This is a genomic window from Paraburkholderia sp. 35.1 (assembly GCF_050436525.1).
Classification (GTDB): Bacteria; Pseudomonadota; Gammaproteobacteria; order Burkholderiales; family Burkholderiaceae; genus Paraburkholderia; species Paraburkholderia tuberum.
On sequence record NZ_JBNDMJ010000001.1, the window covers coordinates 662,674 to 685,033 of the forward strand.

At 60.8% G+C, this 22,360-nt stretch carries 17 protein-coding genes; 3 read left to right on the forward strand and 14 right to left on the reverse strand.

The window, feature by feature from the left end; translation table 11 throughout:
• Positions 1-180 precede the first annotated feature (180 nt).
• Positions 181-930, forward strand: coding sequence for a hypothetical protein (locus tag OKW27_RS03295; protein WP_090811756.1), 750 nt, complete (start codon positions 181-183; stop codon positions 928-930).
• A 276-nt stretch (positions 931-1,206) separates the two neighbouring features.
• Here the strand turns inward: OKW27_RS03295 and OKW27_RS03300 are convergent, their stop codons facing one another.
• The gene (locus OKW27_RS03300; protein ID WP_429332533.1) at positions 1,207-3,558 is read right to left on the reverse strand and encodes a DUF3141 domain-containing protein; all 2,352 of its coding nucleotides are present in this window, start codon (positions 3,556-3,558) and stop codon (positions 1,207-1,209) included.
• Positions 3,559-3,653: 95 nt separating this feature from the next.
• Between OKW27_RS03300 and OKW27_RS03305 the strand changes: the two genes are divergently transcribed.
• A complete protein-coding gene (locus OKW27_RS03305; protein WP_143037313.1) occupies positions 3,654-3,857 on the forward strand; it encodes a hypothetical protein in 204 nt (67 codons plus the stop codon).
• Here the strand turns inward: OKW27_RS03305 and OKW27_RS03310 are convergent.
• The 11 genes from OKW27_RS03310 to OKW27_RS03360 form a co-directional block, all read right to left on the reverse strand.
• On the reverse strand, positions 3,854-4,771 hold the full coding sequence (locus tag OKW27_RS03310) for a LysR family transcriptional regulator (RefSeq protein WP_090811762.1): 918 nt from the start codon (positions 4,769-4,771) through the stop codon (positions 3,854-3,856). The two genes, OKW27_RS03305 and OKW27_RS03310, sit on opposite strands and share 4 nt — an antisense overlap.
• A gap of 230 nt (positions 4,772-5,001) precedes the next feature.
• On the reverse strand, positions 5,002-5,451 hold the full coding sequence (locus tag OKW27_RS03315) for a DUF3331 domain-containing protein (protein ID WP_429332534.1): 450 nt from the start codon (positions 5,449-5,451) through the stop codon (positions 5,002-5,004).
• An 80-nt stretch (positions 5,452-5,531) separates the two neighbouring features.
• Entirely contained in the window at positions 5,532-6,419 is an 888-nt protein-coding gene (locus OKW27_RS03320; RefSeq protein WP_429332535.1) for a MinD/ParA family protein, read from the reverse strand.
• Between the two features lie 531 nt (positions 6,420-6,950).
• The gene (locus OKW27_RS03325; RefSeq protein ID WP_187613640.1) at positions 6,951-7,616 is read right to left on the reverse strand and encodes a TetR/AcrR family transcriptional regulator; all 666 of its coding nucleotides are present in this window, start codon (positions 7,614-7,616) and stop codon (positions 6,951-6,953) included.
• 253 nt (positions 7,617-7,869) lie between these two features.
• Positions 7,870-8,733 (reverse strand): 4Fe-4S dicluster domain-containing protein, encoded by an 864-nt coding sequence (locus tag OKW27_RS03330; protein ID WP_090811768.1) that lies wholly within the window; start codon positions 8,731-8,733, stop codon positions 7,870-7,872.
• Positions 8,734-8,743: 10 nt separating this feature from the next.
• Positions 8,744-11,722, reverse strand: a complete 2,979-nt coding sequence (locus OKW27_RS03335; protein ID WP_429332536.1) for a molybdopterin-dependent oxidoreductase — start codon at positions 11,720-11,722, stop codon at positions 8,744-8,746.
• A gap of 143 nt (positions 11,723-11,865) precedes the next feature.
• Positions 11,866-12,588, reverse strand: a complete 723-nt coding sequence (locus OKW27_RS03340) for an OmpW/AlkL family protein (protein ID WP_187613638.1) — start codon at positions 12,586-12,588, stop codon at positions 11,866-11,868.
• Between the two features lie 665 nt (positions 12,589-13,253).
• Positions 13,254-15,230 (reverse strand): acyl-CoA synthetase, encoded by a 1,977-nt coding sequence (locus tag OKW27_RS03345; RefSeq protein ID WP_429332537.1) that lies wholly within the window; start codon positions 15,228-15,230, stop codon positions 13,254-13,256.
• Entirely contained in the window at positions 15,227-16,183 is a 957-nt protein-coding gene (locus tag OKW27_RS03350) for a fumarylacetoacetate hydrolase family protein (RefSeq protein WP_429332538.1), read from the reverse strand. Before OKW27_RS03350 ends, OKW27_RS03345 begins: the two co-directional genes overlap by 4 nt.
• A gap of 35 nt (positions 16,184-16,218) precedes the next feature.
• On the reverse strand, positions 16,219-17,289 hold the full coding sequence (locus OKW27_RS03355) for a VOC family protein (protein WP_429332539.1): 1,071 nt from the start codon (positions 17,287-17,289) through the stop codon (positions 16,219-16,221).
• A gap of 57 nt (positions 17,290-17,346) precedes the next feature.
• Positions 17,347-19,008 (reverse strand): FAD-dependent monooxygenase, encoded by a 1,662-nt coding sequence (locus OKW27_RS03360; protein ID WP_429332540.1) that lies wholly within the window; start codon positions 19,006-19,008, stop codon positions 17,347-17,349.
• 143 nt (positions 19,009-19,151) lie between these two features.
• Here OKW27_RS03360 and OKW27_RS03365 point away from each other — a divergent pair, with 143 nt between their 5' ends.
• On the forward strand, positions 19,152-19,895 hold the full coding sequence (locus OKW27_RS03365) for a TetR/AcrR family transcriptional regulator (RefSeq protein ID WP_429332541.1): 744 nt from the start codon (positions 19,152-19,154) through the stop codon (positions 19,893-19,895).
• A 171-nt stretch (positions 19,896-20,066) separates the two neighbouring features.
• Here the strand turns inward: OKW27_RS03365 and OKW27_RS03370 are convergent, their stop codons facing one another.
• Positions 20,067-20,756, reverse strand: coding sequence for a PqiC family protein (locus OKW27_RS03370; protein WP_429332542.1), 690 nt, complete (start codon positions 20,754-20,756; stop codon positions 20,067-20,069).
• Positions 20,753-22,348, reverse strand: a complete 1,596-nt coding sequence (locus tag OKW27_RS03375; RefSeq protein WP_429332543.1) for an intermembrane transport protein PqiB — start codon at positions 22,346-22,348, stop codon at positions 20,753-20,755. Before OKW27_RS03375 ends, OKW27_RS03370 begins: the two co-directional genes overlap by 4 nt.
• Between the last annotated feature and the right edge of the window lie 12 nt (positions 22,349-22,360).

The following is a 22,360-nucleotide window of genomic DNA, read 5'->3' on the forward strand; positions in this document are numbered from 1 at the left end:
TCCAGTTTGTGCGAGAAACGTTCGGTATAGTGGGACGTTGAAGGATGGAAGCTGCTCTTGGATGCTTTTTACAAGGCTTCCCGCGATATCGGGCTCCCGACTAATTGGCATCTATCAAACCATCGTTTCCTGGACTCACCGGTAGGCGCGCAGGCAACGCGGTAATGGAGGAGCATCGACATGGAACAGAGCAACGCATTGCCGGATTCGATCCGGGCAGCGATTGAGGCGCACGGCGGTGCAGCGCGATGGGCCGAACTGGCGGAGATCGAGGCGACGGTTTCCGCCTGCGGCCTTCTGTTCACCGCAAAGCGACGGCCAATACTGCGACAGGTGCAGGTTCGCGCGTCGACACACGAGCCTCGTTTCGCTTTCAACGATTTTCCGCAGGTTGGCGAAACGAGTGAACTTCAAGGAGAAGAACTTGTTCGCGTCGTCGGGCGAGACGGGGCTATCCTGGCTCGCCGCGACGGACCGCGAACAGCATTTCGTGGCTGGCGACGGCAAATCTACTGGGACGACCTCGACTTTGTCTATTTCGGCGCCTACGCGTTCTGGAACTATCTGACAGCACCTTTCTTATTCTTGCGCGGCGGCTTTACGTTCAAAGAACTTCCGCCACTGGCGACTTCGGCCGGGATATGGCCAAGAATCCGGGCGACCTTTCCCAGCGACATTCCAACGCACAGCCGGGTCCAGGATTTCTATTTCGATAGGCAACATCGCCTTTGCAGGATCGATTACACCGCCATGGTTATCGGACGCTGGGCGCGGGCCGCTCACATCTGCGAGGACTTTCGCGAATTCGATGGATTCCTGGTACCGACTCGCCGGACGGTAAAGCCGCTGCCGGTTGGCAATGCTCCATTGCCAGCTCCGACTCTCGTCGCGATCGAGGTCCACGATTTTCGACCAAGGCCTTCCGATTGACGCCAGTTCTATCGGCCGCTGCGACTGACGAAGCAAGGCGGCCTCGGTCAGTTGTTCGAGGTTGTGAAGGCACTTGCATGCTGACTTCGACTCGACATCGAGGTTGCCCTCGCCGGGCGCCCGGCGCGTGCGCTGTCGTGACGGGAATGACGGTTTTCGGAAACTCGCGATGGTAGCTTTGGGGCGGCGCTGCCTGAACGCGAAAGGGATCTGCCTCGTGGTACTTGACGTGTCTGGATTCCATGGCGGGTTCCCTCACTGACGGGTTGGCGGCACTCACGAAGCCGTGGCCCGAACCCGCGGTGCGCGGGCCTTTTGGGGCTGCGACTCGAGCGCGGTTGTCGCGCCGAGCACTGACCGGATGGCGCGCAGCGCCTCTTCCTGCGCGGGTGTCGGCGGGATGCGCAGCACCCGCCGGTCGGCCAGCAGCTTGTCGAGCAAGCTCAGGAGCCGGTTTCGGTCTTCCGGGCTGGCGAGCAGATCGGGCAACGTCTGGATAGCCTGTTGCGGCTCAAAAGTCGCGATGAGTTCCTGCTCCCCGCGAATGCGCCGCCAGTCGGCAGGAGGCAAATGCGGCAGGTCGTCGGCATATTCATCGACCAGTTGCTTGACTGTCTCGATGCGCGATAGCGGCAGCGGCTCGCCCTTTGGCGCGAGCAGGAACGCGGTGCGCGCGACCGCCTCGTTGTAGCCGCCCTGCCTCAGCGAGGCGAGCGCCGCCTGGACGAACGGCAGGCTGCGAGGATCGGCGGCGGCGGACGTGCCGGCGCCATGCTCGCCGAGGCGGTCCGGGTCGTACATTGCGAAAAGATTCGCGTAGATAGAGAAGAACAGTGCTTCGATGCTGGCGTCTCTTACCGCCCGGAACTGGTCGAGCGAGGCGCTGATCAGTTCTGAGCCGCGCTGCTCCACCTTGCGCCACGGTTCGAGGTCGCTCGAGGGCTGCCGGCTGGCTTTGACAGCATCGGCCATCGGACGCAGCGCGGCCACCCACGGATTCAGGTCCGAGAATGCCCAGCGCTGCAGACGCAACGGATGAAAATCGCGCAGCAACCGCGCGGTCATCTCGTTCGACGCATGCTGCACGAAGGGTTGAACGAACAGCTCGTAGGCTCGCTGGTTGAACTCCGACACCACCGCCACGGCCTTGAACGGCTTTTCGTCCTCGCGCCGCAACTCGTTGAAATGCTCGACGGCTTCTTCCAGCCGGTGTTCGGTGAGCGAGACCTCGTATTCCGTTTTGCCGTCTGCGCCCTTTCCCTCCTTGATCGACATGCCGTAGAGGCCCGGCGCGAGCGTCTCGATTGTCTCGAGCACGTTGAAGATTTGCGTGTATTCCTTCTTCGCCACCTTGCCGGAAACAAAGATGCCGAGATGGCCGACGTCCTCGTGCATCAGGGCGACGATGACCTGGCCGCGCGCCTTGATCTCCTCGGTGCTGCTGTATATGTCAGCGACCCAGTTGAACGCCTGTTGCGGCGGCGTGATGTTGTCGCCCATCGATGCGAAAAGGATGATGGGCGAGCGGATGGCACGCAGATCGAAGGATTTGCCCGACGGGCCGGACACTTCGCCGGACCACAGCTTGTTGCCGATGAAGAGGTTACGGGTGATCCACTCGATCTCTTCCCGGTTCATCAGGTAGTAGCTGCCCCACCACCGCTCGAACTCGATAAAGCGCGCCGGTTCCGTATCGATGTTGGCGAACACGTTGTAGTACTTGTCCCAGAACGTGTTGGCGGGGTTCAAATACTCGAAGTTGTTCACGAGATGCGCGCCGTCGAACTTGCCGTTGCCAAGATCGGCCGCCAGGGACGAGAGCCACGTGCCGCCCAGAATGCCTCCGGCATAACGCATTGGATTGGGCACCTCGCCCTCGCTCCACGCCCCGCTCCAGTAAGACATGGGCGCGCCGTTGACCAGGATGGGACCGGTGTCTTCCGGCGACGAACTGGCAAGCATCATCGCGGCCCAGCCGCCCTGGCAATTTCCGACGATCGCGGGCTTTGGGCTGTCTGAATGCAGTTCGCGCACCTTCCGTACGAACTGCTGCTCGGCCGCGCACACGTCGAGCAGGGTCTGGCCGGGCTCTGGCTCCTGGGAGAACACGACGAAATAGACGGGATGACCGGCGCGCAGGGCAACGCCGACCTGCGAATCGTCCTTGAAGCCCCCGATGCCGGGACCGTGCCCGGCGCGCGGATCGATGATCAGATACGGGCGCTTCTTCACGTCGACCACGACTCCCTCCGGCGGCCGTATCGACAGCAGAGCGTAGTTGACGGGCCGCTCGAAGTGCCTCGCGTCGAGCACCATGTCATAGTCGAAATGCAACGCAGGCTTGATCCCGGCCTTGTGGCGCTCGATGAACTCGTTGCCGCGTTGACGCAAGGCATCCCAGAACAGGACGGAGCGCTGCGCGAAATCGGCCGTATAGTGCCAGGCACCCCATGGTGTGAACTGCGCTAGGTTGGGAATAGTGAGAGCGGACGTACCGTCGCCCCCCTTGATTGCGTCGCTCGTCCTCTGCCCGAACCGTTGCCGGGCCTCTTCCAGGCGATTGTGCAACAGCCGCAGGATTTTCAATGCGATCTCGTGATTGCGTGTCAGTTGGGTAACCTGGTCCATCTCATGAATCTCCTTAAGCGAAGCGACTTAACCCGGCACAACTGCTCATTCCGTTGCCTGGTTGCAGAGAAGCTTGCATCGTCGAGGAATTGGGCGTGCGCGAAGCGCTGGATGCGCGCCGCATCCGCCCGGTGCGCATCGCGCTGCAGAACCAGCGCGATGACCTGCTCGCGTTCGCCGGCGTGCTCGATGAGAAGCTCGCCGCGATCGCGCAGCGCGCCAACGTCTCGGATGAGCTCGTGCGCGCCGCGTGTGTGCTGCGTCGCAAGCCGCGGACTTCACCCGCGTGCGCCACCTAACCAGCAGCGGACGGTCCCATGCCCTGTTCGAAGAACTCCGCGGTATGGTCGATAAACGCCCTGACTTTCGCGGGCAACAGTGCGCGTCCGATGTATGCCAGGCGGACCTCGGCCGCAGTATCGGCGATCTCGAAGTCTTCCAGCAGACGAACGAGCCGTCCGGCCTTTATGTCCTGCTCAACAAGGGCGAGTGGAAGCAGACCAACACCGAATCCTTCGAGTACGATGTCGCGATTGAATATGGGATTGTTCGACGCAATTTCGTAGCTGATCGGGACCGCGATGTTTTCCTGTTCCATTCGAAAGGTGACGCAGGGTTTGTGCATCGAAGGAGGGACCGTGACGAACACATGGTCGGCCAGCTCAGCCGGATGCCGGGGCCGAGGACGCCTGCCCAGATAAGCTTCCGTTGTGACAACGACCAGCGGCAACCGCTGGAGCAGCCGCGTCACAGCCAGATCCGTCGCCAGCATGAAAGGCAGGACGATACCCAGATCGTAACCGTCGGCCGTCAGGTCCACGGGCCGCTCGGTCAATGTGATATCCAGGGTGACGTTCGGATGCTTGCGTTTAAAGGACGCAATCAGCGGTGCGAGCCACGTCAATGCGGTGGTCGTATGTGCGACCAGTCGCAGCATGCCCGCCGGCACTCGACCGTGGCCCGCCGCACTGGCTTCCAGGCAATCGAGGTCATCCAGGATGCGACAACATCCATCGTAAAAACGCTCCGCGGCTTCCGTCAGCGAAAACTGTCGGGTCGAGCGATGGAAGAGTCGCGTGCCCAGGCGCTCTTCCAGCGATGCGATCGCCCGCGAAACGACCGATGGCGAGAGATCCATCATTTCCCCGGCACGTCTGAAGTGTTTGACTTCGACGATACTCCGGAACAGGCGCAAGCTTTCAATGTATTCCATGGTTAACGTCCCATCTGCTATCTGACGACTTGTGTAGATATCCTTTGGATACCAGTCCTGTTCGTGGACCTGTACCGCACCGCACGCTGTGGAACATAGTCCAATGCCGTGCAACCGCGACCAGGGGTACTGTCCGGTCACGCCTCGCGCGCGTGGATGCGCCTGGTGTCACTGCCGCACATGAAAGCGCTGAGCATTCTGCCGTAAAGACACCAGAGAACCGAATCGCATCAGATCGGCTGTTCTATCAGGCTAACGCTTCTCGCACAGATCATTGCGTGAGCATTAGCCGGTGTGGGCCCAGTGAGGCGCGGCCTGTAGATGGCATCTCCGACTTCGATTAGCCGACCGGTCAGCGCACAGATGCCTGGCACCCGCGCGGCGCCTCCGCACCATGTCTGGTATCCATAGTGTCCGGAGCGCGCATCGCACCATGAAACGATCAGTGTTTGCGCGGTCGGTTGGTCGAGTACCCGTATGATTGGCTTACCGGTCGAAGCGATCGACTGTCGAACAGAGGAACCGTTCAAGGCAGATCCGTGCGCAGTGGCTCGTTCGTTAAGTTTCCAATCGCCAAGCCTTGTGACGGTCATACTCCACGGATCAACAGCGCGATTCATCACCTGGCTCCCTCTGTGCAAGCTCGAACGCTTGCGCTTCGCGTGAGCGCTGCCCACCATAGCTGCTCTCTTGCGTCGAAAATTACCGGTCCGATTGCGTCGGCAAGTCCCCTGGGTCGGGGAGATCGTTCTTCGAGGCTTTACCGGTATGCTGCTGCCGGGCCCAAAGTCCTATGCGTGCGCTGCCCCCGTGCCGCCATGTGCGTTGTCGCAGGTAGCAGCCAGGACGCTGCGGGCCGCCTCGACCAGGACTGCATATCGGCAGCAACGCGTGCAAAATCGCTCGCCGCCGGGGACCCAGGAAATGCATCGACGACACAGCGCGAAAGCTCTGCCGCTTGCGCGATACACGGATCGATCGAGATGCAGCCTGCCTTGAGAACCGAGACAGCCAGATAATCGCGGGCAATGGCTCCGAGACTTTCCAGCAGCGCGTGAGTGTCCGCTTCACCATCGAACAGATTCACAATGATGCGGAATTCCTCGATGCCCTGTGCGAGACGCAGGCGCTTCATGCAAACGTAAGTGTCTGCTACTGCAGCGGCCGACAGGTGCATGACGACGATGACGTGGTGGGCTTGCAACGCAAGTGGTGAAAACGCGCCGTTGCCAGCAAGCGCGGCATCAATCAGCACGATGTCGGGCGGGCTCGTGAGCACCGCGTCGTACTGCAGGCCAGCGAAGTTTTCATGATCCGTATGGCCGGTGCCAGTCGAGTGGAACTGACGTCGACCACGGTCAACGGCCAGCACGCGCGGCAAGTTGCGATGGATCGCGGGAGCGAACACGCCTGCGGCGTGAATGTCTTGAAGCATTGTGCTCGCCGACCGCGCGCCAGGACATTCGTCCACCACCAGCACGTCCATACCCTGTCTGGTCAGCGCCATCGCGAGGTTGACAACGGCAGCCGTACGGCCGACTCCTTTCGAGCCGCCTGTGACAGCGACCACACGCGCAGCACTTTTGGCGAACATCTGGCGCAACCCGAGCGCCTGTCCGGAGACTATATCCTTCACTGATTCACCCACGTATCGAGACCTCCGCGCCCATCACGAGTAGCGTTGACGACCCGCGCGCCGTCAGTCATAACGACTTTCGGATCGCACGTTTCATCGACGCGTGGATTGTACGCTTTCACGTCACTACTGACAATGCAATCATATATGGTTTGCATGTCAGATATGAGTGACAGATGCAAAAAACACGAACGGCGGGTTGGCCCCGAACTCATCCGGTTCTTTCTTGCACGTCGGGAATTGAAATGCTGCGCGCTGCCTGAAAATGGAGGTAGCGGTACGTCTAGCCGGCTACAGCAAGCCTTGACGCCGTGCCTTTCGGGTCGTCTCGATCGACAGCCGATGGTGCTTGGGGTGCGCCAATGTGCTGTTGTGGCGAGCGGGGGTGGAGTGACACCTGTCGATGCCTCCGACTGATGCCCGCGGTAACTTATCGAGCGGTTGCGTCGCCTTGGCGACAACTCGGCGCCGCCATGCCGCGTTCACCCGGAAGGGGCTGCCGCGGGAATTGGGCTGTGCCAGTCCATTCAGTCATATGAGTCGCTACGGTGCGCCCATGGGTACGTCCGGGCGATGATTGTCGTAGTCTGTTTCTTCCGGCTGTCGCGACAACACGCACGAAAAAAATCCGGCAAGCACTGTCTGAAGCACCTTGTCGCTCACCGTTTGCGGACTGCACATCCTGAAGAACTGTACGCCCTCGCACAGGCTCACCAGGCCAACCGCGAGAGCCTCGGCCTGCAGGGGCAACGGCCTGCCGTTGCGCTCCGAAAGCATGCGGATGTACACGCTGATCTGTTCCAGCTTCTCCTGCCGGAAGGCGTTGATGCGCTCCCGAAACGGGGTGTCCCGGCACGCGAGCAACTGGGCCTCGACCCAAAGCGGAAAGCAATCGTGTTCAACAATAGATTGGCTGTAGTACGCGATGGCGCGGTCCTTCATTTCATCGGGCGTGCCGCCCTTCTCCATCATCGCCAGGAGATTCGTCCGCGCCCTATCGTCGTCGCGGCGCAACAACCTGATCAGCAGATCCGGCTTGCCGCCGAAGTTTGAGTAGAACGCGCCGCGCGTATAGCCAGCCGCCTCAGCGATGTCCTCCACGCTTGTCGCGGCGAATCCCTTTTTAACGAACATCTTCCGCGCCGCCTCAAGCAGGCATTCGCGCGTCTGCTCTCTGCGCTGTGCCCGTGTCAGGCGTTCCCGCTTCATGGCATAAAGTACCGGTCAGGCCGACATCTGCGGTGCCGCCAGATCGGCATGCTTCTCAGATGACGGGTTTCGCAATGATCCGTCGACGCCCGATCAGGCCGTCTCGCGGTTTATGTGACATTACACTCATATCTGATTTTGTTGTCAATAAAGTTGACGAAATCTGGCACGTGAGAGGAAATCGGAACCGTCATACCGAAGCGTGAGCGGTCCGCCCGTCTCATGCCAAGCAGCTTCGTTGCGGTGCCCACGATCACGCGACTTCCATACCGTTTGTCGACTGTGCGAGGCTGAGCTCCCCAAGGTAAACGCTTTCGCCCAATTCGCATTTGCGCCAGGCGCTGCCGAGGGCATGACGGATTTCGACTCTGTAAAGACCGCTTCCCTTGGTGAGACCACCGAAGCGGAAATCGCCGAAGCAGTCAGAGACAGTCTCCGCCACCTTCTGATTGCCGAGGTAAAGGGCTACGACCGCATCCGTGACGCACTCGACCACATCTCCCATCCGCGCGCTGACGCTTCCGCTGATGAAGCAGGTTTCCCAGCGCTCGAGGTCGCTGTACCACACGCGCGGTTTCGTGCCCAGGTTAGGCCGCAAGACCTTGAGCCCCTCGCGCTGGGCCTTCTCGGCCATCGCAGCGTCATCGAGCTTGACCGTCTCGAAGACGTCGGTGGGGCACGATTGCTGACAACGCGGCTGCGGCCAGCCCTGGTCGAGCAGATGGGCATCGAAAATCCAGGTCTGCGGCAGTTGCAGCTCATCGTTCCAGACGATCGCTTTGTACGGGCAGGACTTCACGATGTCCTTGCGGCCTCGAGCCTTGTCCGGATCGATGATGACGACGCCGTCGGCGCGCTTGCGAATGGCGTCGCCGCCCACCCGCAAGCAAGGCGCTTCGTCGCAGTGGTTGCACATGACCGGCAGATACGTGGTTTCGACCATATGCGAGTCGCCCTGGACGCGGCGCAGGATCCGGATCGGGCTGTCGGCATTGGCGGCGGCGGGCGCGGCATAACCGGGGAAGTCGTTGCCGACATGCTCGTCCCGCGCGGCGATCACGCAGTTCTGGCAGTTCTCGCAACGCCCCACTTTGATAATCAGGTTCCACTTGCTCATTCGAAATTCCTCACGCGGCGCGACCGAGCATGAACGCTTCGGTGCCTTGCCACTTCTCGACCTGCACCAGGCAGGAATTTGGGCTCATGCTGCTCGTGCCGGCGGTTTGAGGCCGGTCGGGGGTGAGCATGTTCATGCAACCGCCAATCTCGACGCACTCGCCGTCTATTTCGACCAGCTGAAATTCGGCGCTCGCCTCATACGACTTGACCACTCCCGCGCTAAGCAGCGGCGAGACGTCGGCTGCGCAAATCACCGCGCCGCGGTCGTTGTACACCTTGACGAGATCGCGATGGTCAATGCCTCGAACGGCCGCATCGGTCGGACTAAGTCTCAGCAGCCAGAAGCGATGGCCACCAATCAGCGCGCGATGGTCATCGATGCTGTTGACCGAGGAGTTCTTGCCATCACAATGGGTATGGAAGCTGTAACGGCTGTGAGTGGCGATCAACTGCAGCGGATAACGCTGGGCCAGGTCCGAGCGCAGCCCCTCCCAGGACGGGATGTATCGGTTGAGCGGTGGTCGCTCGGGATTGTCCGCAGTGTGCCGCTTCAGCAACTCGGGCACGAACTCCAGCTTGCCGCTCGGCGTCTGCAGGCCCATGCCGAATTTTTCGGCGAACTGGGACGGCAGCGGATGGGGTTCCTGCAAGTCCTTGCGCCGTCCCTCCGCGAACCAGCGCATGTCCACCGGATGGCGCAACTCGGGCTTTTCGGGCGGCACGACGAAATAGCCCTTGCGGCAGAACTCGCGCCACGAAACGTGATCAGGCAGGTCCGACGAGTCGAAGACCCGCTTGACCCAGTCCAGCTCGCTGCATCCCTCGGTGAACACCCCGCCAAGGCCCAGCCGGGTCAGGATGGCAGTGAAGATGTCGTAGTCGGAACGGGACTCGCCCAAAGGCTCGATGCACTTGTGCTGCAGCGTCATCACGCGATGATTGACCGTGCTAAACCCATGATGGGCGTAGCCGCCGGAATTCGCCCATTCGCCGATGTCCCAGCGCTCCAGCGCGGTGCACGCCGGCAGGATGACGTCGGCGAACTGGGCCTCGCCCTCCATCCAGATCGACTGGTTGACCACGAACTCGATGCTCGGGTGCCGGTAGGCTTCAGCCCAGCGTCCGGAATTCGTCACTGTGCTGAAGGCGGACCCGCCGTAGCGGTAGATCATGTGGATCGGCGAATATCCGGGCATGGGGTAGCTGAACGGCGCGAACTGGGCTTCCTGGGACATGCCGTCCCAGAGGTAGCCCGTCGCATGGCCGTTGATGATGGCGTCGGGCAGTTGCTGCCGCGGGACCATTTGCTTGACCGGATTCATGGACAGAATGTGCGGCATGCGCTGGTAATTGTTCACCGCATTGGCGGTCCACGCCAGGTCGCCGGATATGCCGCCGTCCGCGTAGCCGGGAAAATAGAAATGGAGGTCGTGGGGCACCCCGGCTTCAAGGCAGCCGAAATTGACCCCCGGCTTACCCCAGCCCTGCATCGCCATCATCATGATCATGCAGCGCGCCCATTGCGCTCCGGTCGCACCGCGGCCCGCGCCGCCGAATCCCGCGCCGGTCATCCCGACCGCGAGATGGACCTTCCTGTTCCCCCATCGGCGCGCAAGCGCACGGACGTCCTTGGCGGGCACGCCGGTTTCGCCCTCCTGCCACTCGGGCGTCTTGGGAACGCCGTCGGATTCGCCCAGAAGATAGGCCCTCCACTCGTCGAAACCGGTCGTGCGGGTGGCGATGTAATCCTCGTCGTACAAGCCCTCCACGGCCCACACGTACATGATGGCGGTGGCGAGAGCAGCATCGGTTTGCGGTCGGACCGGAATCCAGCGCCCGCCCAGCAACTGCGCGGTCGGGTTGCAGTGCGGGTCGATATGAACGAACTCAATGCCGAGTTCCTTGGCCCACAGGCGCCGCGGAGTCCCCTCGAATCCCGCATAGGCCCCGTTGGTACTTTCGGGGTCGCAGGACCAGAAGACGATCATGTCGGCTTCCTTCAGGCAATCCTCGACGCCACCATAGCCGGATGGCACGCCGACGCGCATCGAGTTGCCGAAATGATGCATGGCACCCCAGTACCAGCCTTCCCAGCTATCCGGATTGGCCGCAACCCGGGTAAAGCCGATCAGGTTGGCAAAGCGCGTCAGCGCACTGAGGTAGTAACCCACGTTGCCCCACTGGTGATGGGACGACATCGGGAAGGTGATGGAACCGGGACCGTGAACGCGCTTCTGCCGGTTGATTTCCCTGGCGACAATGTCCAGGGCCTCGTCCCAACTGATACGCACATAGCCGGATTTGCCCCGGTTCTGGGGATTGCGTTCGCCGTCAGGGTCGAAGTCGACCCGCTTCATGGGATGAAGGATGCGCTTGTCGGAATAGACCAGCGACTTGAGCGTCAACGCGTGGGGCGCGACCAGGCCACGCCGTGGCGGGCTGAAACGGCGGCCGCGCGCCTCGATCACATAACTTGGCGCATCCGTGCTGTCCAGCTCGATGGGCGTCACCCGAACGACGCGGCCATCCTTGACGTAGACGAACAGAGGCCCGCCGTTGGTGCAGGTGGTGAAGCGGCGGGTGCCGTCGCGCAAAGGCGTGCCCATCGGCAGGCCGACGGTCCGCATCATGCTCAGGGTCTGCATGAGCCAAACCAGCAGTTCGTCCTCGCCCTCGGTGACCACCTTGAAGTTCTTGGCAGCGTGGATGATTTCGCCCTGGTCCTGATTGGGAGAAAGAAACTTCAGGGCGGTGGCGACATCCTTGAAGACCATGCGCACGTCGGGCCGCGGATGCCTGCCGGCGCTAGAACGGACGCGTCCGTTCCTGAACTTGATGACGCGACCGATGCTTTGATCCGCGAGTCCGATCCAGGCCACGAGATCGCGCTCCTTCAGGCGATCACGATAAGCGGGAAAGCGGCGTGCCGTCAGGTCAAGAACCTTGGGCAAAGCAAAAAGAATAGTCTTGAGGACCTGTCGTTTCATTATTCGATCCAAAGGGAAGCGGGGTGCGCTAGCGGTGGCATGACGTCGCGGACCGCAGCCAGGCCCGGGGCGCGAAAAATAACGTAGTCGATGTCTTCGATGGGCATTCAAATCTCGATCGGTGCATTAACGAGTCGTACGCGCTAGAACGTGTAGGCGACGTTCAGGAAGACGCTCAGGGGATCGAGCCGGAGCGTCGATTTGGAAACGATCTGCGTTCCAGTCGCGGTGTGTCCGTCTAACGTCAGGTTGGTCTTCACCGGCATATAGTTCACAGAGGTTCCGACAGACCAGTGTTTTGTAATGGCGTAACTTGCCCCGATCTCGAATACCGGATTCCACGATGAACTAAGTGTTGCGTGTGCCGAACCACCTGGACCAACGCTATCAGTGACAAACTGGCTATTGGTTGTCCGAACCTGGGTGAACCACGTATAGTTCACACCCAAACCGATGAATGGACGGAATTTCGAGCCGGCCGAAAACAGGTGGTATCGAAGTTCGATGGCGGGCGGCATTGGCCTCGTCGAGCCGAGGTTGCCATACTTCTCCAGCGTCCCATCGCCAACCAGATTTACTGTCAATGGCAGTCCCAGAAGCATCGCGACGCCAATGTTGTCCGTGACGTAGTACTCGGTGGTAATTCCCACCGTATTCGTTGACGTCGCATGCGCCCCGCTACCGGCTAGTTGGCGATTCACCGTTTCGCCGCCAATACTCTCCACAATGAGTGGCGTTGCGTCGCCCTGTGGCGCGATGTGAAGCCATCCTGTGGACAGCGTAATGCTTCCCGCTGACTGGGCGTTTGCATTGTCGGTCAGCGCAGCCGAGCAGAGGCAAGCCGCCATGCCGGCAGAGCTGATCATTCGTCTGTAATTCCTCACGTGTCTTCTCCTGTCTTGTTGCCCGGGCATTTTTGTGAACCCGTGGTGCTTCCTGTGGAACCGATGCGGCGCTCCGTCTGGGGTCGTTGCGTCGTTCCTCATAGGCTTCGACCGCTTATCAGGTCCGCCGGTTATGTCTGATTAGGTCGTTTTACTAAATGACATGAAACAGGCACGAATGTTTAGAACACCGCTACTGCCTCGTACACGTTATGTGGAAATACGCTTTCGCGTTATCCTTATCACCCTTTCTATTCTTCGTACCTCCTGGTGTCGAGACTTTAAACCGTCCAATTATTCGTTCTCTGCCTTTGGAATAGTTGCTGGTACAGCATGCCTCCATCGCCCAGCACGCTAGTAAGCGCGCATCGCCAAACGTTCAGTCTCGGGCGGGAATACGCACCACGCACCGTCGCGGTGCCGGAAGAAAAATAACCCAACCGGCCCTGTCGGCAGCAGTAGCTCGATACGCACATAGGGTCTCTGGTTTGTGCCCGCACGACCGAACCGGGTAATCCGAACCGCAGTCCCCGATATTGGCCCAAGCCATTTTTCAACAAGCGAACGCAAGGACCTTTCTGAAGCAGTATTCATCCTCTTTCCTCTAAACCGACGCGAGCGTTTAACTCTCTATCGCCGCTGGTACATCAACATTGCTCGCTCCGCGATGGCCTCGCGGCAACCGAAAGCGAAAATGCGAACGGAAAGCGCCCGAGCGCGGAAGTCGCCAATGCTTCGAGCGCGGGGTCGGGAAGTTCGACGTGAAGCGAAAGCCCGCGCGAAGTATCTTCAATGATCCTAACGGTTGCTCCCTCGACGCCAGCCTCCACGAGTGCCGACTGTAACGCGTCTACCGTTTCGCGCTGTTTCAGCCCCGGCTTGAAAATCTTGCCCACGCCTGTCAACGGCATCGCATCCAGGATTCTGATCCGTTTAGGCAGTGCCGCGCGCTCGCCTATCTCGAGTCGCACGAACTCGGCGAGTTCGTCCTCAGTCGCGGTTGCACCCGGTTTGAGCTGGACATAGGCAATCGGCAACTCCCCGGCGTGTGCATCGGGACGACCGACCGCCGCCGCGATCTTGACGGCGGGATGGCGATAGAGCGGTTCCTCGATCGCTGCCGGATCGATGTTGTGACCGCCACGAATGATCACTTCCTTTTTTCGACCAGTAAGCCAGAAATAACCATCGACATCGCATCGACCGAGGTCGCCGGTATTGAGCCAGCACCTGCCATCGCCGAGGTCCAGCCACAGTCCCTTGTTCTGCTCGGGCACGATATACCCGAGGAAAATGTTCGGGCCGGAAATAGTCAGCAGGCCGACCTCATCGATCTCGCAATCCCGTACATATCGCCCGTCAGCGTCGACGATGACGGCTTTCATCGCCTGGCCCGGAATGCGCAGCCCGATTGAGCCCAGCCTGCGCTGCCCCAGCGGCGGGTTGACGCTGCTCACGCAGGTCCCCTCGGTCAGGCCATAGCCCTCGAGAATCCGGATGCGCGTCCTTTCCTGAAAGGTCCGGAAAACTTCGACCGGCATGGGAGCCGCACCGCACAGTCCGTACTCCAGCGAACTCACATCGTGCTCGCCGACAGGAATATCGAGTAACGCCGCATAAAGCGTCGGGACACCGCTGAAGAAATTGATGCGGTGATGCTCGACGATTTCCCAGAAACGTTTGACAACGCCATCGCCGCGATAGCCTTGTGGCGTGCCGAGCACGACCTGGGCGCCTTTGGAAAAAGGCAGGAGACCCGTTGCCATGACGGCATTCACGTGGAAGAGTGGCAGTCCGCAGAAAAGCGTCTTGCCTGGCCCGACGCTGTCGCCGAAGAATTGACCCGTGCTCCAGGCATTCGCCACCTCATTGCCGTGGCGGCGCATCGCAATTTTCGGCAGGCCGGTCGTCCCGCCCGTACAGAAGTACGACGACACGTCGTCGGCGCCAATGTGCCGCGCGCCTTGAAGTGCCGTTCCCGACTCCTGCGCGATGGCAACGCCGAAGTCGTGGATCTCGATATGCGCAGGAACCGCGCCCCGCACGCCGCCCTCGCCGTGCAGCCTTGAACACTCGTTACGCTGCAGCATCCGCGTCGCGGACTGTTTTGAACCCGTCACACGTTCGGCCGGATTCACGAGCACCAGATCCTTCAGCGAAGAAACCTTGTGCAGCACCGCTTGTACCTTTTGCCAAAGATCAGTTCCGGGAAACGGCGCCAGCGTTACCAGCACGCTGGCGCCTGCAGCGTTGAGGAGTTGGCCGATGGCTTCCTGCTCAAGCAATGGATTGATCGCGCAGACAATTCCGGCGGCCTCCCCACCCCAGATCACGAAGTGCGTTTCAGGGAGGTTGGGCAGAACATATGCGATGACTGAGTCGCGTTGTACTCCGAGGCGCGAGAACATGTTCGCGGTGCGCGTGATATCTCGGACGAGTTCACTATACGTCCAGCACTCGGCGTTCCGATAGTCGTCGGCCGTTGCAAAGAACGAAAGTGCCGGTGCCGATGGATTAATCGCCGCGCCCCGGCAGATCATCTCGTAGGTGCTCGACGGGAGATCCGCCGGCAGCCCTTGCGTTTCGATGGCAAGGACTTCGTCTACGTTTGCGATGCCTTTCATGCTGCCTCTTCCACAACGACGTTATGCTGCACGCCCAGATTGATCGAGCGATCGTGGCTGACGATATGCGCCTCCACGACGTCCCCCACCTTCAGGTACTGCGGCCTGTCCGCCTGCATCTTCAGGAAAAGACGCCATTTTTCCGCTTCAGGCAGCTGCGCCGCGGCGCGTTGCTTTTCGGGCGATGGAATGCTCAGTGCACAGCCAGATGGCGTGCCGGTCGCGAGCAGGTCACCGATGCGCAGATCATGCACGCCGGAAAGCTCCGTCAAGGTCTCTGCCGGCCCATAGACGAGACCCGCAGTCGTGTCGTTCTGGCGGACGGTTCCATTGACCGTCAGTGTCAGCACGAGCTCCTTCAACTTCGGAATATCATGTTTCTCAAGGAGGCAAAGGTAAGGGCCGACAGGGCCAAACGTGCGGTAGCTCTTGCCCTTGTAGAACTGCATCTGCGGAATCTGGATATCACGCGCGGAGTAGTCGTTGACGATCACGGCGCCGGCAATGTACTCATGCAGGTTCTCGTCGGTGACCGTTTCGCGGGAGGTGACGTCGCGTTTGAGCACAAGACCGAGTTCGATCTCGTAGTCGAGGAACTGCACCTCCCTGGGCTTCACGAGGGGCGAGTCGGCAGGAACGATGCAGCTCGTCGCCTTCGTGAAGATCATGTTGAATTTCTTCACGTCCGGGTCCACGCCCGAGTCGATCATATGCTGGCGATAATTCGCGCCCTGGCAGATGAACTGCTGGTTGGCGGTCACGGGCGACAACCATTGCACATCCGATTCGGGAATCGGAGAACCGTCCAGTACCGCCAGCCGTTCGACGGGATTGGCTTCAATAAACTCGGCGGTCGACTTGAATTCGCCATGAATCGGCGTGATGGCGCCATTGGCGACTACGCCCCACTGGGCGCGGCCATCATGAAGGTAATGCAGAACGTGAAGTGCCATTTATCGATCTCCGGATTCTATGAAAGTGGGGTGGTTCAGGCGAAAAGCTTCGCCAACGTGCGCAGCTTGCTCAACGTCAGGTCGGGGCTGCGGCGCAGGTTTCTGAAAAGTGCCACGACGCTCGCGGGTGTGAACCTGGGCTTCGTGAAGCTGCGTGGCATCGTCGGTCCCCATTGGGCCATCGCTTCGCGGCTCACGGCATGGACACCCGTCGGCGCGTCCGCCGTAAAGAGGTCGCCGTCGCAATAGTGCTCGTGCTTGTCGCCCCATGGGTCTTGCCAGTAGTCGAACACCTGGCTGCCCAGGATATGTCGGCCGATCCCCCACGCGTGCGTCCAACCTTGGTCGCGCAGAATGCGTTGGCCCATGCCAATCGCGTCGGCGTCAACGACTTCGTACGCGCTATGGCTGTAGGTGGGCACGAAGCCTTGTGCAAGCGCGAGCGTATGGTGATCGGCTGGCTTGTCGCCGAGATCGAGCCGCATGAACGCGACGGCGGGCGAACCATCGGGAAGCACCTGCACATCGCTGGGGATGAAGCCGAAATGCCGCGTATACCACGCGCAGGTTTCCTGATAGTCAACGAGTTCGAGCACGACGTGTCCGAGCCGGATAATTTCCGGCGCGCCTTCGGGCGGTCGCTGCGTGCCGTTGATCCGGACCGTCGCATCCACGGAGTTGAACGGCAAGGGTGGCCGATGAGACAACGTCGAAGCTGGCTGCTGGCCCCATATCGCGTCGACGCGAAAGCCTGAAGGATCGGTCAGCCGTACCGTATAGCCGCCGCCGGGCAGGGGCGAGCGTTCGACGTCCGAGGCGCCCGGCAGTTTTGCAAGTGCATCAAGCTCGGCCCTGTTGTCGACCTGTAGCCCAAAACCAACGAACCGGGATTTCGAGGCCTTCCGGACGACATAGCAGAAGTGTGAAGCACCCGTTCCCCGCAGCAGCAGGAGCGCTTCACCGCGCGATACCGTTCGGAGCCCGAAGTCATTGAGAAATTGCTCGGCTTTCTCGAGATCCGGCCGGTCGAATATCAGATAGGCCAATGCCGACGCTTTCGTCGTAGGATCGGGGTGACGGGCTGGTTGTACAGTGGTCAGGTTCATGGCGATAAGAAATCACACGGTGTGAATGGGGTTTCGAGATGGCATGCGGCCTCGCGATCACTGCATGACCCAGCAGTGCTGACCGAGCAAGGAAAGACTCTCGCGCACGAGCCGCGACGCATCGGTCGCCGGGCCATCGTGAACGACGGTCTTGTCGGGCCGCACCACGGCGGCCCAACCAACCGGTACGAGACGCGGAAGGAACACACCGTCGAGGTCCTCCCAGCTGTCATGCCGAGCGAGATGCGGCCGCTCTCCACGGTGTGCGATCTGCACAGTGCTTCCGCCGGCACGCGCGAAGGCTGCTGCCTCAGAAGAATCAAGCGAGGCTCGGGCGTCTGTGCCAAATCCAATCAGCACCAGGCCCTGCCCGAACACCTCGTCGCTCGGACGCGCCTTGCCATCCGAACCACGTACCCGCCCCTGCCCAATGACTGCGCCGCGCACAAGCTTCGTCGGCGAGCGGCCTTTGACAAACACACCTCTTCTAGTTGTTTTTTTCGGCTGGATCTGCGATTCCTCGGGCTGCGCATGCAGCGGGAGCACCGGTGGCGAGAATTGCATTAGCCCATGAGCCCACGAGTCAATGCCGCCATTGCGCGGCGTGACGAGCTTTCTCATGAATCTTGCGAGCTTTGTTATCGCCTTCTCGTGGGGCCGCCTCTCCTCGTCGTAAGTGTCGAGAATGCGTGAATCCGCTCGCCCCTGCACCACCCATGCAAGCTTCCAGCACAGATTGGCGGCATCTCGCAGTCCCGCGGCCAACCCTCGGCCGACGGATGGAGGCCTAATGTGCGCGGCGTCGCCCGCGAAGAACACACGCCCCCGGCTGAATGCATTAAGGGTTCGCGTTCGGAAGCGATACACCGCCTTGCGCTCGATCATCGTGTCTTCCGGGTTGCCCGATGGAGCGGCAATCTCGCGTATGCGGACCTCGGCTTTCATGTTCTCGTGGCGCTCGTCCGGCTGCAGCATGAACTTCCAGCGCTCACGCCCGCTGCGCGCGACCATGTATCGGTTTGGCCGACGGTGATCGGAGATGAACTCGATATCTTCGGCTGGGCGCGAAAGATGCCGCGCAGCGGCAACGAGCCATTTCTCGGCAAATGTCTTACCCCAGAAGTGCGGCCCCATAGTCTGCCGAACCAGCGAATACGGCCCGTCTGCACCGACCACGTAGCGCGCCCGGACGATGTGAGAGCGGCCGCGATCAAGCTCCAGCGACGCGAGCACATGGTCGCCTTCTTCCGTGAAGCTCCCCAGTTCGACACCTGGCGCGATATGCACACAGTCGTATTTCTCGAGCCGGGCCCGCAGGCACCGCTCGAGTTCGTGCTGGTACAACGTGACGGGCTTCGGATAGCCATCCAGGCGGCTCGCCGAACTGATTTGGCCGACCTGCCCCAGCATGGGCGTTCTCATCCGCACATATGGAATTGTGCTGGTCTCGAGATCGTGCTCCCCAATGCCCGCAAGCTGAAGGATGCGCAGCGCGTCGTTATCTAGCTCGATTGCCTGGCGCGCGATGGAAACCTCGGTTGACTTGTCGACAATCAATACATGCACGCCGTAGCGCGCCAGTAGATTGGCAATCGTTGCACCGACGGGTCCGCAACCCACCAGTAAGACGTCAACCACCGACGGTAATGCGCCAATCGGCGGACGAACCTGTTCATGCCGGCTCGACGGCGCGGCGCCGTCCTTTGCTGCTGTCTCCACAGTCACTCCAGATGTTGTCTGTTGTACTTGTATGTAAGGCCGGCCTTCGGGTCGCCTTTAATGACATTAAAGTCATTCGTGAGCGTTTTGTCAACCTAGACATTACGATCTATACTTAGGCATAACCAAAGCTTGGATCCATCATGCCGAACACTACAAAGCGTCCTACCCGTGCGGCGCCAATCGCCCCGGTTGCCATTCCCGAACAACGCGAGCCGCGCGGTGCGCGTCGCAAGCGCGAGACGCGTGCCCGTCTGCTCGACGCCGCCCTCAGGCTGATGGCCGAAAAAGGCATGGAGGGCGTGGCGATCAATGAAATCACCGAAGCCGCTGATGTCGGCTTTGGCTCGTTCTACAACCACTTTGAATCGAAGGAGGCGATTTACGCGACGCTTGTCGACGAGGTGTTCGAGGATTTCGCTAACATGATGGATCGCCTCGCCGCTGGCCTTTCCGACCCGGCCGAGGTGATCGCTGTCTCCGTGCGTCATACGGTCCTGCGTGCGCAGCAAGACCCCGTGTGGGGACGTTTCCTGGTACGTGAAGGGTTTATTCCGACGCATGCGATGAGCCGCGGACTGGGCCAGCGGCTGCTGCGCGACATGGTGAATGGCATTGCCGCGAAGCGCTTTGTGGTCGCCGACCCGTTCATCGGATTTCTTGCGGTGGCCGGTACGGTCCTCTGTGCAATCGCCGCCGAGCTGAACTTCGTCGCACCGGGCGCGCCCGCGGCAAGCGTACTCAAGGAGCTTGGCTTTAGCGGGGAGAACTTCCCTGAGCGTACTGCAGCAATGCTGCTGCAGACACTCGGACTCAAGCGCGCGGAGGCGGAGAAGATTGCAGCGCGTCCGCTGCCGGTCGTGGAGGAGACTGTCGACGCCGATTGAATCAAGAGGTCCGGCGCCATCGGTCTGATCGGCCTGAAGTCAGCCGGGTGCGGCCCGGCGGAGAAGCCCGCTCGGGCCGCTAGCGATTAAACTCAATCACCTGCTAAAGCCTCGACGCTAGCAATCAGCTGGCGCTCCTTGTCGGCGTGAGGCACCAATTCCTGTATCGGTTCAGCCTGCTAGAGCCGGGCATAACAACGCCGAACTTCTCGTACTCGCAGGGATGCGCGCCGGTGCAACGGCGGACTCGAACGGCGCCGCCGAAAATTCCCGGACGACTTCGCCAATTTGAGTGCCTATCCTTCTCACTGCGACTCGATGGCCGTTGACGAGTGCATCGTAGCCGGCCGATACGGGCTGGCTGACTATGCTGCGGCACGTCAATGTTCGTGAGTCGTTCGACTTGCGTACACTCCAGGTGACGTCAAGCAGCGCGTGTGAGCCCGGCCACGATTCAAAACGCTGCACGTCGACGGAGACCTGATACGTGCGAGCGTCCTCGGCGTGACCAGACTGGTCCGTGTCGGGGCCGCCCGCCTGTCGAGTCGCGGCCGCGAGCAGCGCATTGCGGATCTCGTCTGCAAGCGGCGATGCCCAGCGCTCGTTTTCCAGAATCCTGACGCGCGCCGCATCGACGTGTACGACCAACTGGCTCCTTGCGACTGAAACCGGCACCTTCACTGTGCGCATGTCGATCCGGAAGGCCGGACTGACCGTAACGTTTGCACGCGTCGGTTCGCTGTCAGTGCCGAGGGTATAGAAGCGGGCCGGCGGGGAAGCACAGGCGCTCAGCGCGGCCAGACCCATGACGGTCGCAATACGGGCGATCGCGCGCCGCGCGCGGGATTGGATCAGTTTCACCGTTGGTCTCCTTTCTTGCCGAACAGGAGCGCCTGGGGATGACGTTCCAGATAATCGGCGAGCGCATTGAGGGATTGCAGGGTGCGTGTCATTTCCTGCATCGCATCCTGGATGTCCGACTGCAGGGGCGCGGTCTGCCGGAGCGTCGTTTCGGCGGTACTGAAGGTTTTCTGCGCGGCCGCCAGTGTGTCGCGGGCTTGCGGAACGATCTCTGTGTCCATGTGCCCGAACAGCTTGTTGGCGTTTTCAAGTGCGCCGTTAAGATTGGCTCCGATCTTGTCGAACGGCACCTGATTCAGCTTCCTCGCAATATCGGCAATCTGCACCTGAAGTTCGTCGAGGGTGTTAGGCACAGTCGGCAGTTCAATAGGATTGCGATGAACATCGACGCTCGCCCGAGGCGCTTTCGGAAACATGTCGAGCGCCACGAATAGCTGGCCTGTCAGCAGGTTGCCGGTTCGCAACTGACCGCGCATTCCCTCCATGACGAGGTTTTCCAGCAACTCATGACCACCCTGCGAGTTCGGAGCCGGTAGCGCTTCGTTGGAGCGCCGGCTGAGCCGGTCGGGATACAGCGCCATCGATACCTTCATGCTGAAACTCTTCTCCTTTTCGTTATATTCGATACCGATGTCCGTCACCTGCCCCAGCGCGATGCCTCGAAGGTCGACGGGAGCGCCGACAGACAGGCCGCGCAGCGACTGGTTGAACCGCATCACGACATTGAGCGGCGCGCCGTCGGGCTCGCGCATCGCGTCCGACTCGTCCGATGCGAGTCGGAACGCCGCCTTGTCAGCGGCCGGTTGTCCGGCGTCCTGACCCGGCGGCGACTGGAACGCCAGGCCTCCGACGACCACCGTCGCCAGAGATTGTGTATTGAGCTTCAATCCGTTCGAATCCAGACGGAGGTCGACACCGCTTGCGTGCCACCACCGTGTATTGGTGCCGACATACTGGTCAAACGGCGCATTGACGAAAACATTGACGATGACGCCGGTGCCATGCGGATCCAGCGAGAAGCCGACCACCTGGCCTACCTGGATGCGATGGTAGAAAATCGGCGCGCCGATATCGACGGACCCCAATGAGTCGCCTCTTAGCGTGTATTGATGTCCCGGCTGCCCGGACGTGACGATCGGAGGACTTTCGAGCCCGACAAACGCGGTTTGCCTTTCCGAAGAACGACTGACATCGACACCGATATACGCGCCGGAGAGCAGCGTACCGAGGCCCGAGATGCCATTAGCGCCCACGCGCGGGCGAACCACCCAGAAGCGCGTGCCTCGGCTCGCGAACTTTTCTGCCTGTTTGGTCAGCTCGATCGTGACGATGACGTGCTGCAGGTCCTTTGACAGCGCGACCGCCTGTACCGAACCGATCTCCACGTCCTTGTATTTGACCTTCGTTTTGCCCGCCTCCATACCCTCAGCGTTGCTGAACGTGACCGTCACTGTCGGTCCCTTGTCGGTGACGGATTTGACTACCAGCGCCACACCGATCAGCGCACAGATGAGCGGCACTAACCAGATGAGGGAGGGAATCCAGCGTTTCCGCGGCTTGATGTCAGGTCTGGGTGGCGTTGGAAGATGCATCGCTCGGAGAGT

Excerpts from the sequence above, each read along its gene's own strand:
- OKW27_RS03295 (WP_090811756.1), top strand. The coding sequence starts at position 181 with ATGGAACAGAGCAACGCATTGCCGGATTCGATCCGGGCAGCGATTGAG.
- OKW27_RS03300 (WP_429332533.1), bottom strand. The coding sequence starts at position 3,558 with ATGGACCAGGTTACCCAACTGACACGCAATCACGAGATCGCATTGAAA.
- OKW27_RS03310 (WP_090811762.1), bottom strand. The coding sequence starts at position 4,771 with ATGGAATACATTGAAAGCTTGCGCCTGTTCCGGAGTATCGTCGAAGTC.
- OKW27_RS03315 (WP_429332534.1), bottom strand. The coding sequence starts at position 5,451 with ATGGTGGGCAGCGCTCACGCGAAGCGCAAGCGTTCGAGCTTGCACAGA.
- OKW27_RS03325 (WP_187613640.1), bottom strand. The coding sequence starts at position 7,616 with ATGAAGCGGGAACGCCTGACACGGGCACAGCGCAGAGAGCAGACGCGC.
- OKW27_RS03330 (WP_090811768.1), bottom strand. The coding sequence starts at position 8,733 with ATGAGCAAGTGGAACCTGATTATCAAAGTGGGGCGTTGCGAGAACTGC.
- OKW27_RS03335 (WP_429332536.1), bottom strand. The coding sequence starts at position 11,722 with ATGAAACGACAGGTCCTCAAGACTATTCTTTTTGCTTTGCCCAAGGTT.
- OKW27_RS03340 (WP_187613638.1), bottom strand. The coding sequence starts at position 12,588 with ATGATCAGCTCTGCCGGCATGGCGGCTTGCCTCTGCTCGGCTGCGCTG.
- OKW27_RS03345 (WP_429332537.1), bottom strand. The coding sequence starts at position 15,230 with ATGAAAGGCATCGCAAACGTAGACGAAGTCCTTGCCATCGAAACGCAA.
- OKW27_RS03350 (WP_429332538.1), bottom strand. The coding sequence starts at position 16,183 with ATGGCACTTCACGTTCTGCATTACCTTCATGATGGCCGCGCCCAGTGG.
- OKW27_RS03355 (WP_429332539.1), bottom strand. The coding sequence starts at position 17,289 with ATGAACCTGACCACTGTACAACCAGCCCGTCACCCCGATCCTACGACG.
- OKW27_RS03365 (WP_429332541.1), top strand. The coding sequence starts at position 19,152 with ATGCCGAACACTACAAAGCGTCCTACCCGTGCGGCGCCAATCGCCCCG.
- OKW27_RS03375 (WP_429332543.1), bottom strand. The coding sequence starts at position 22,348 with ATGCATCTTCCAACGCCACCCAGACCTGACATCAAGCCGCGGAAACGC.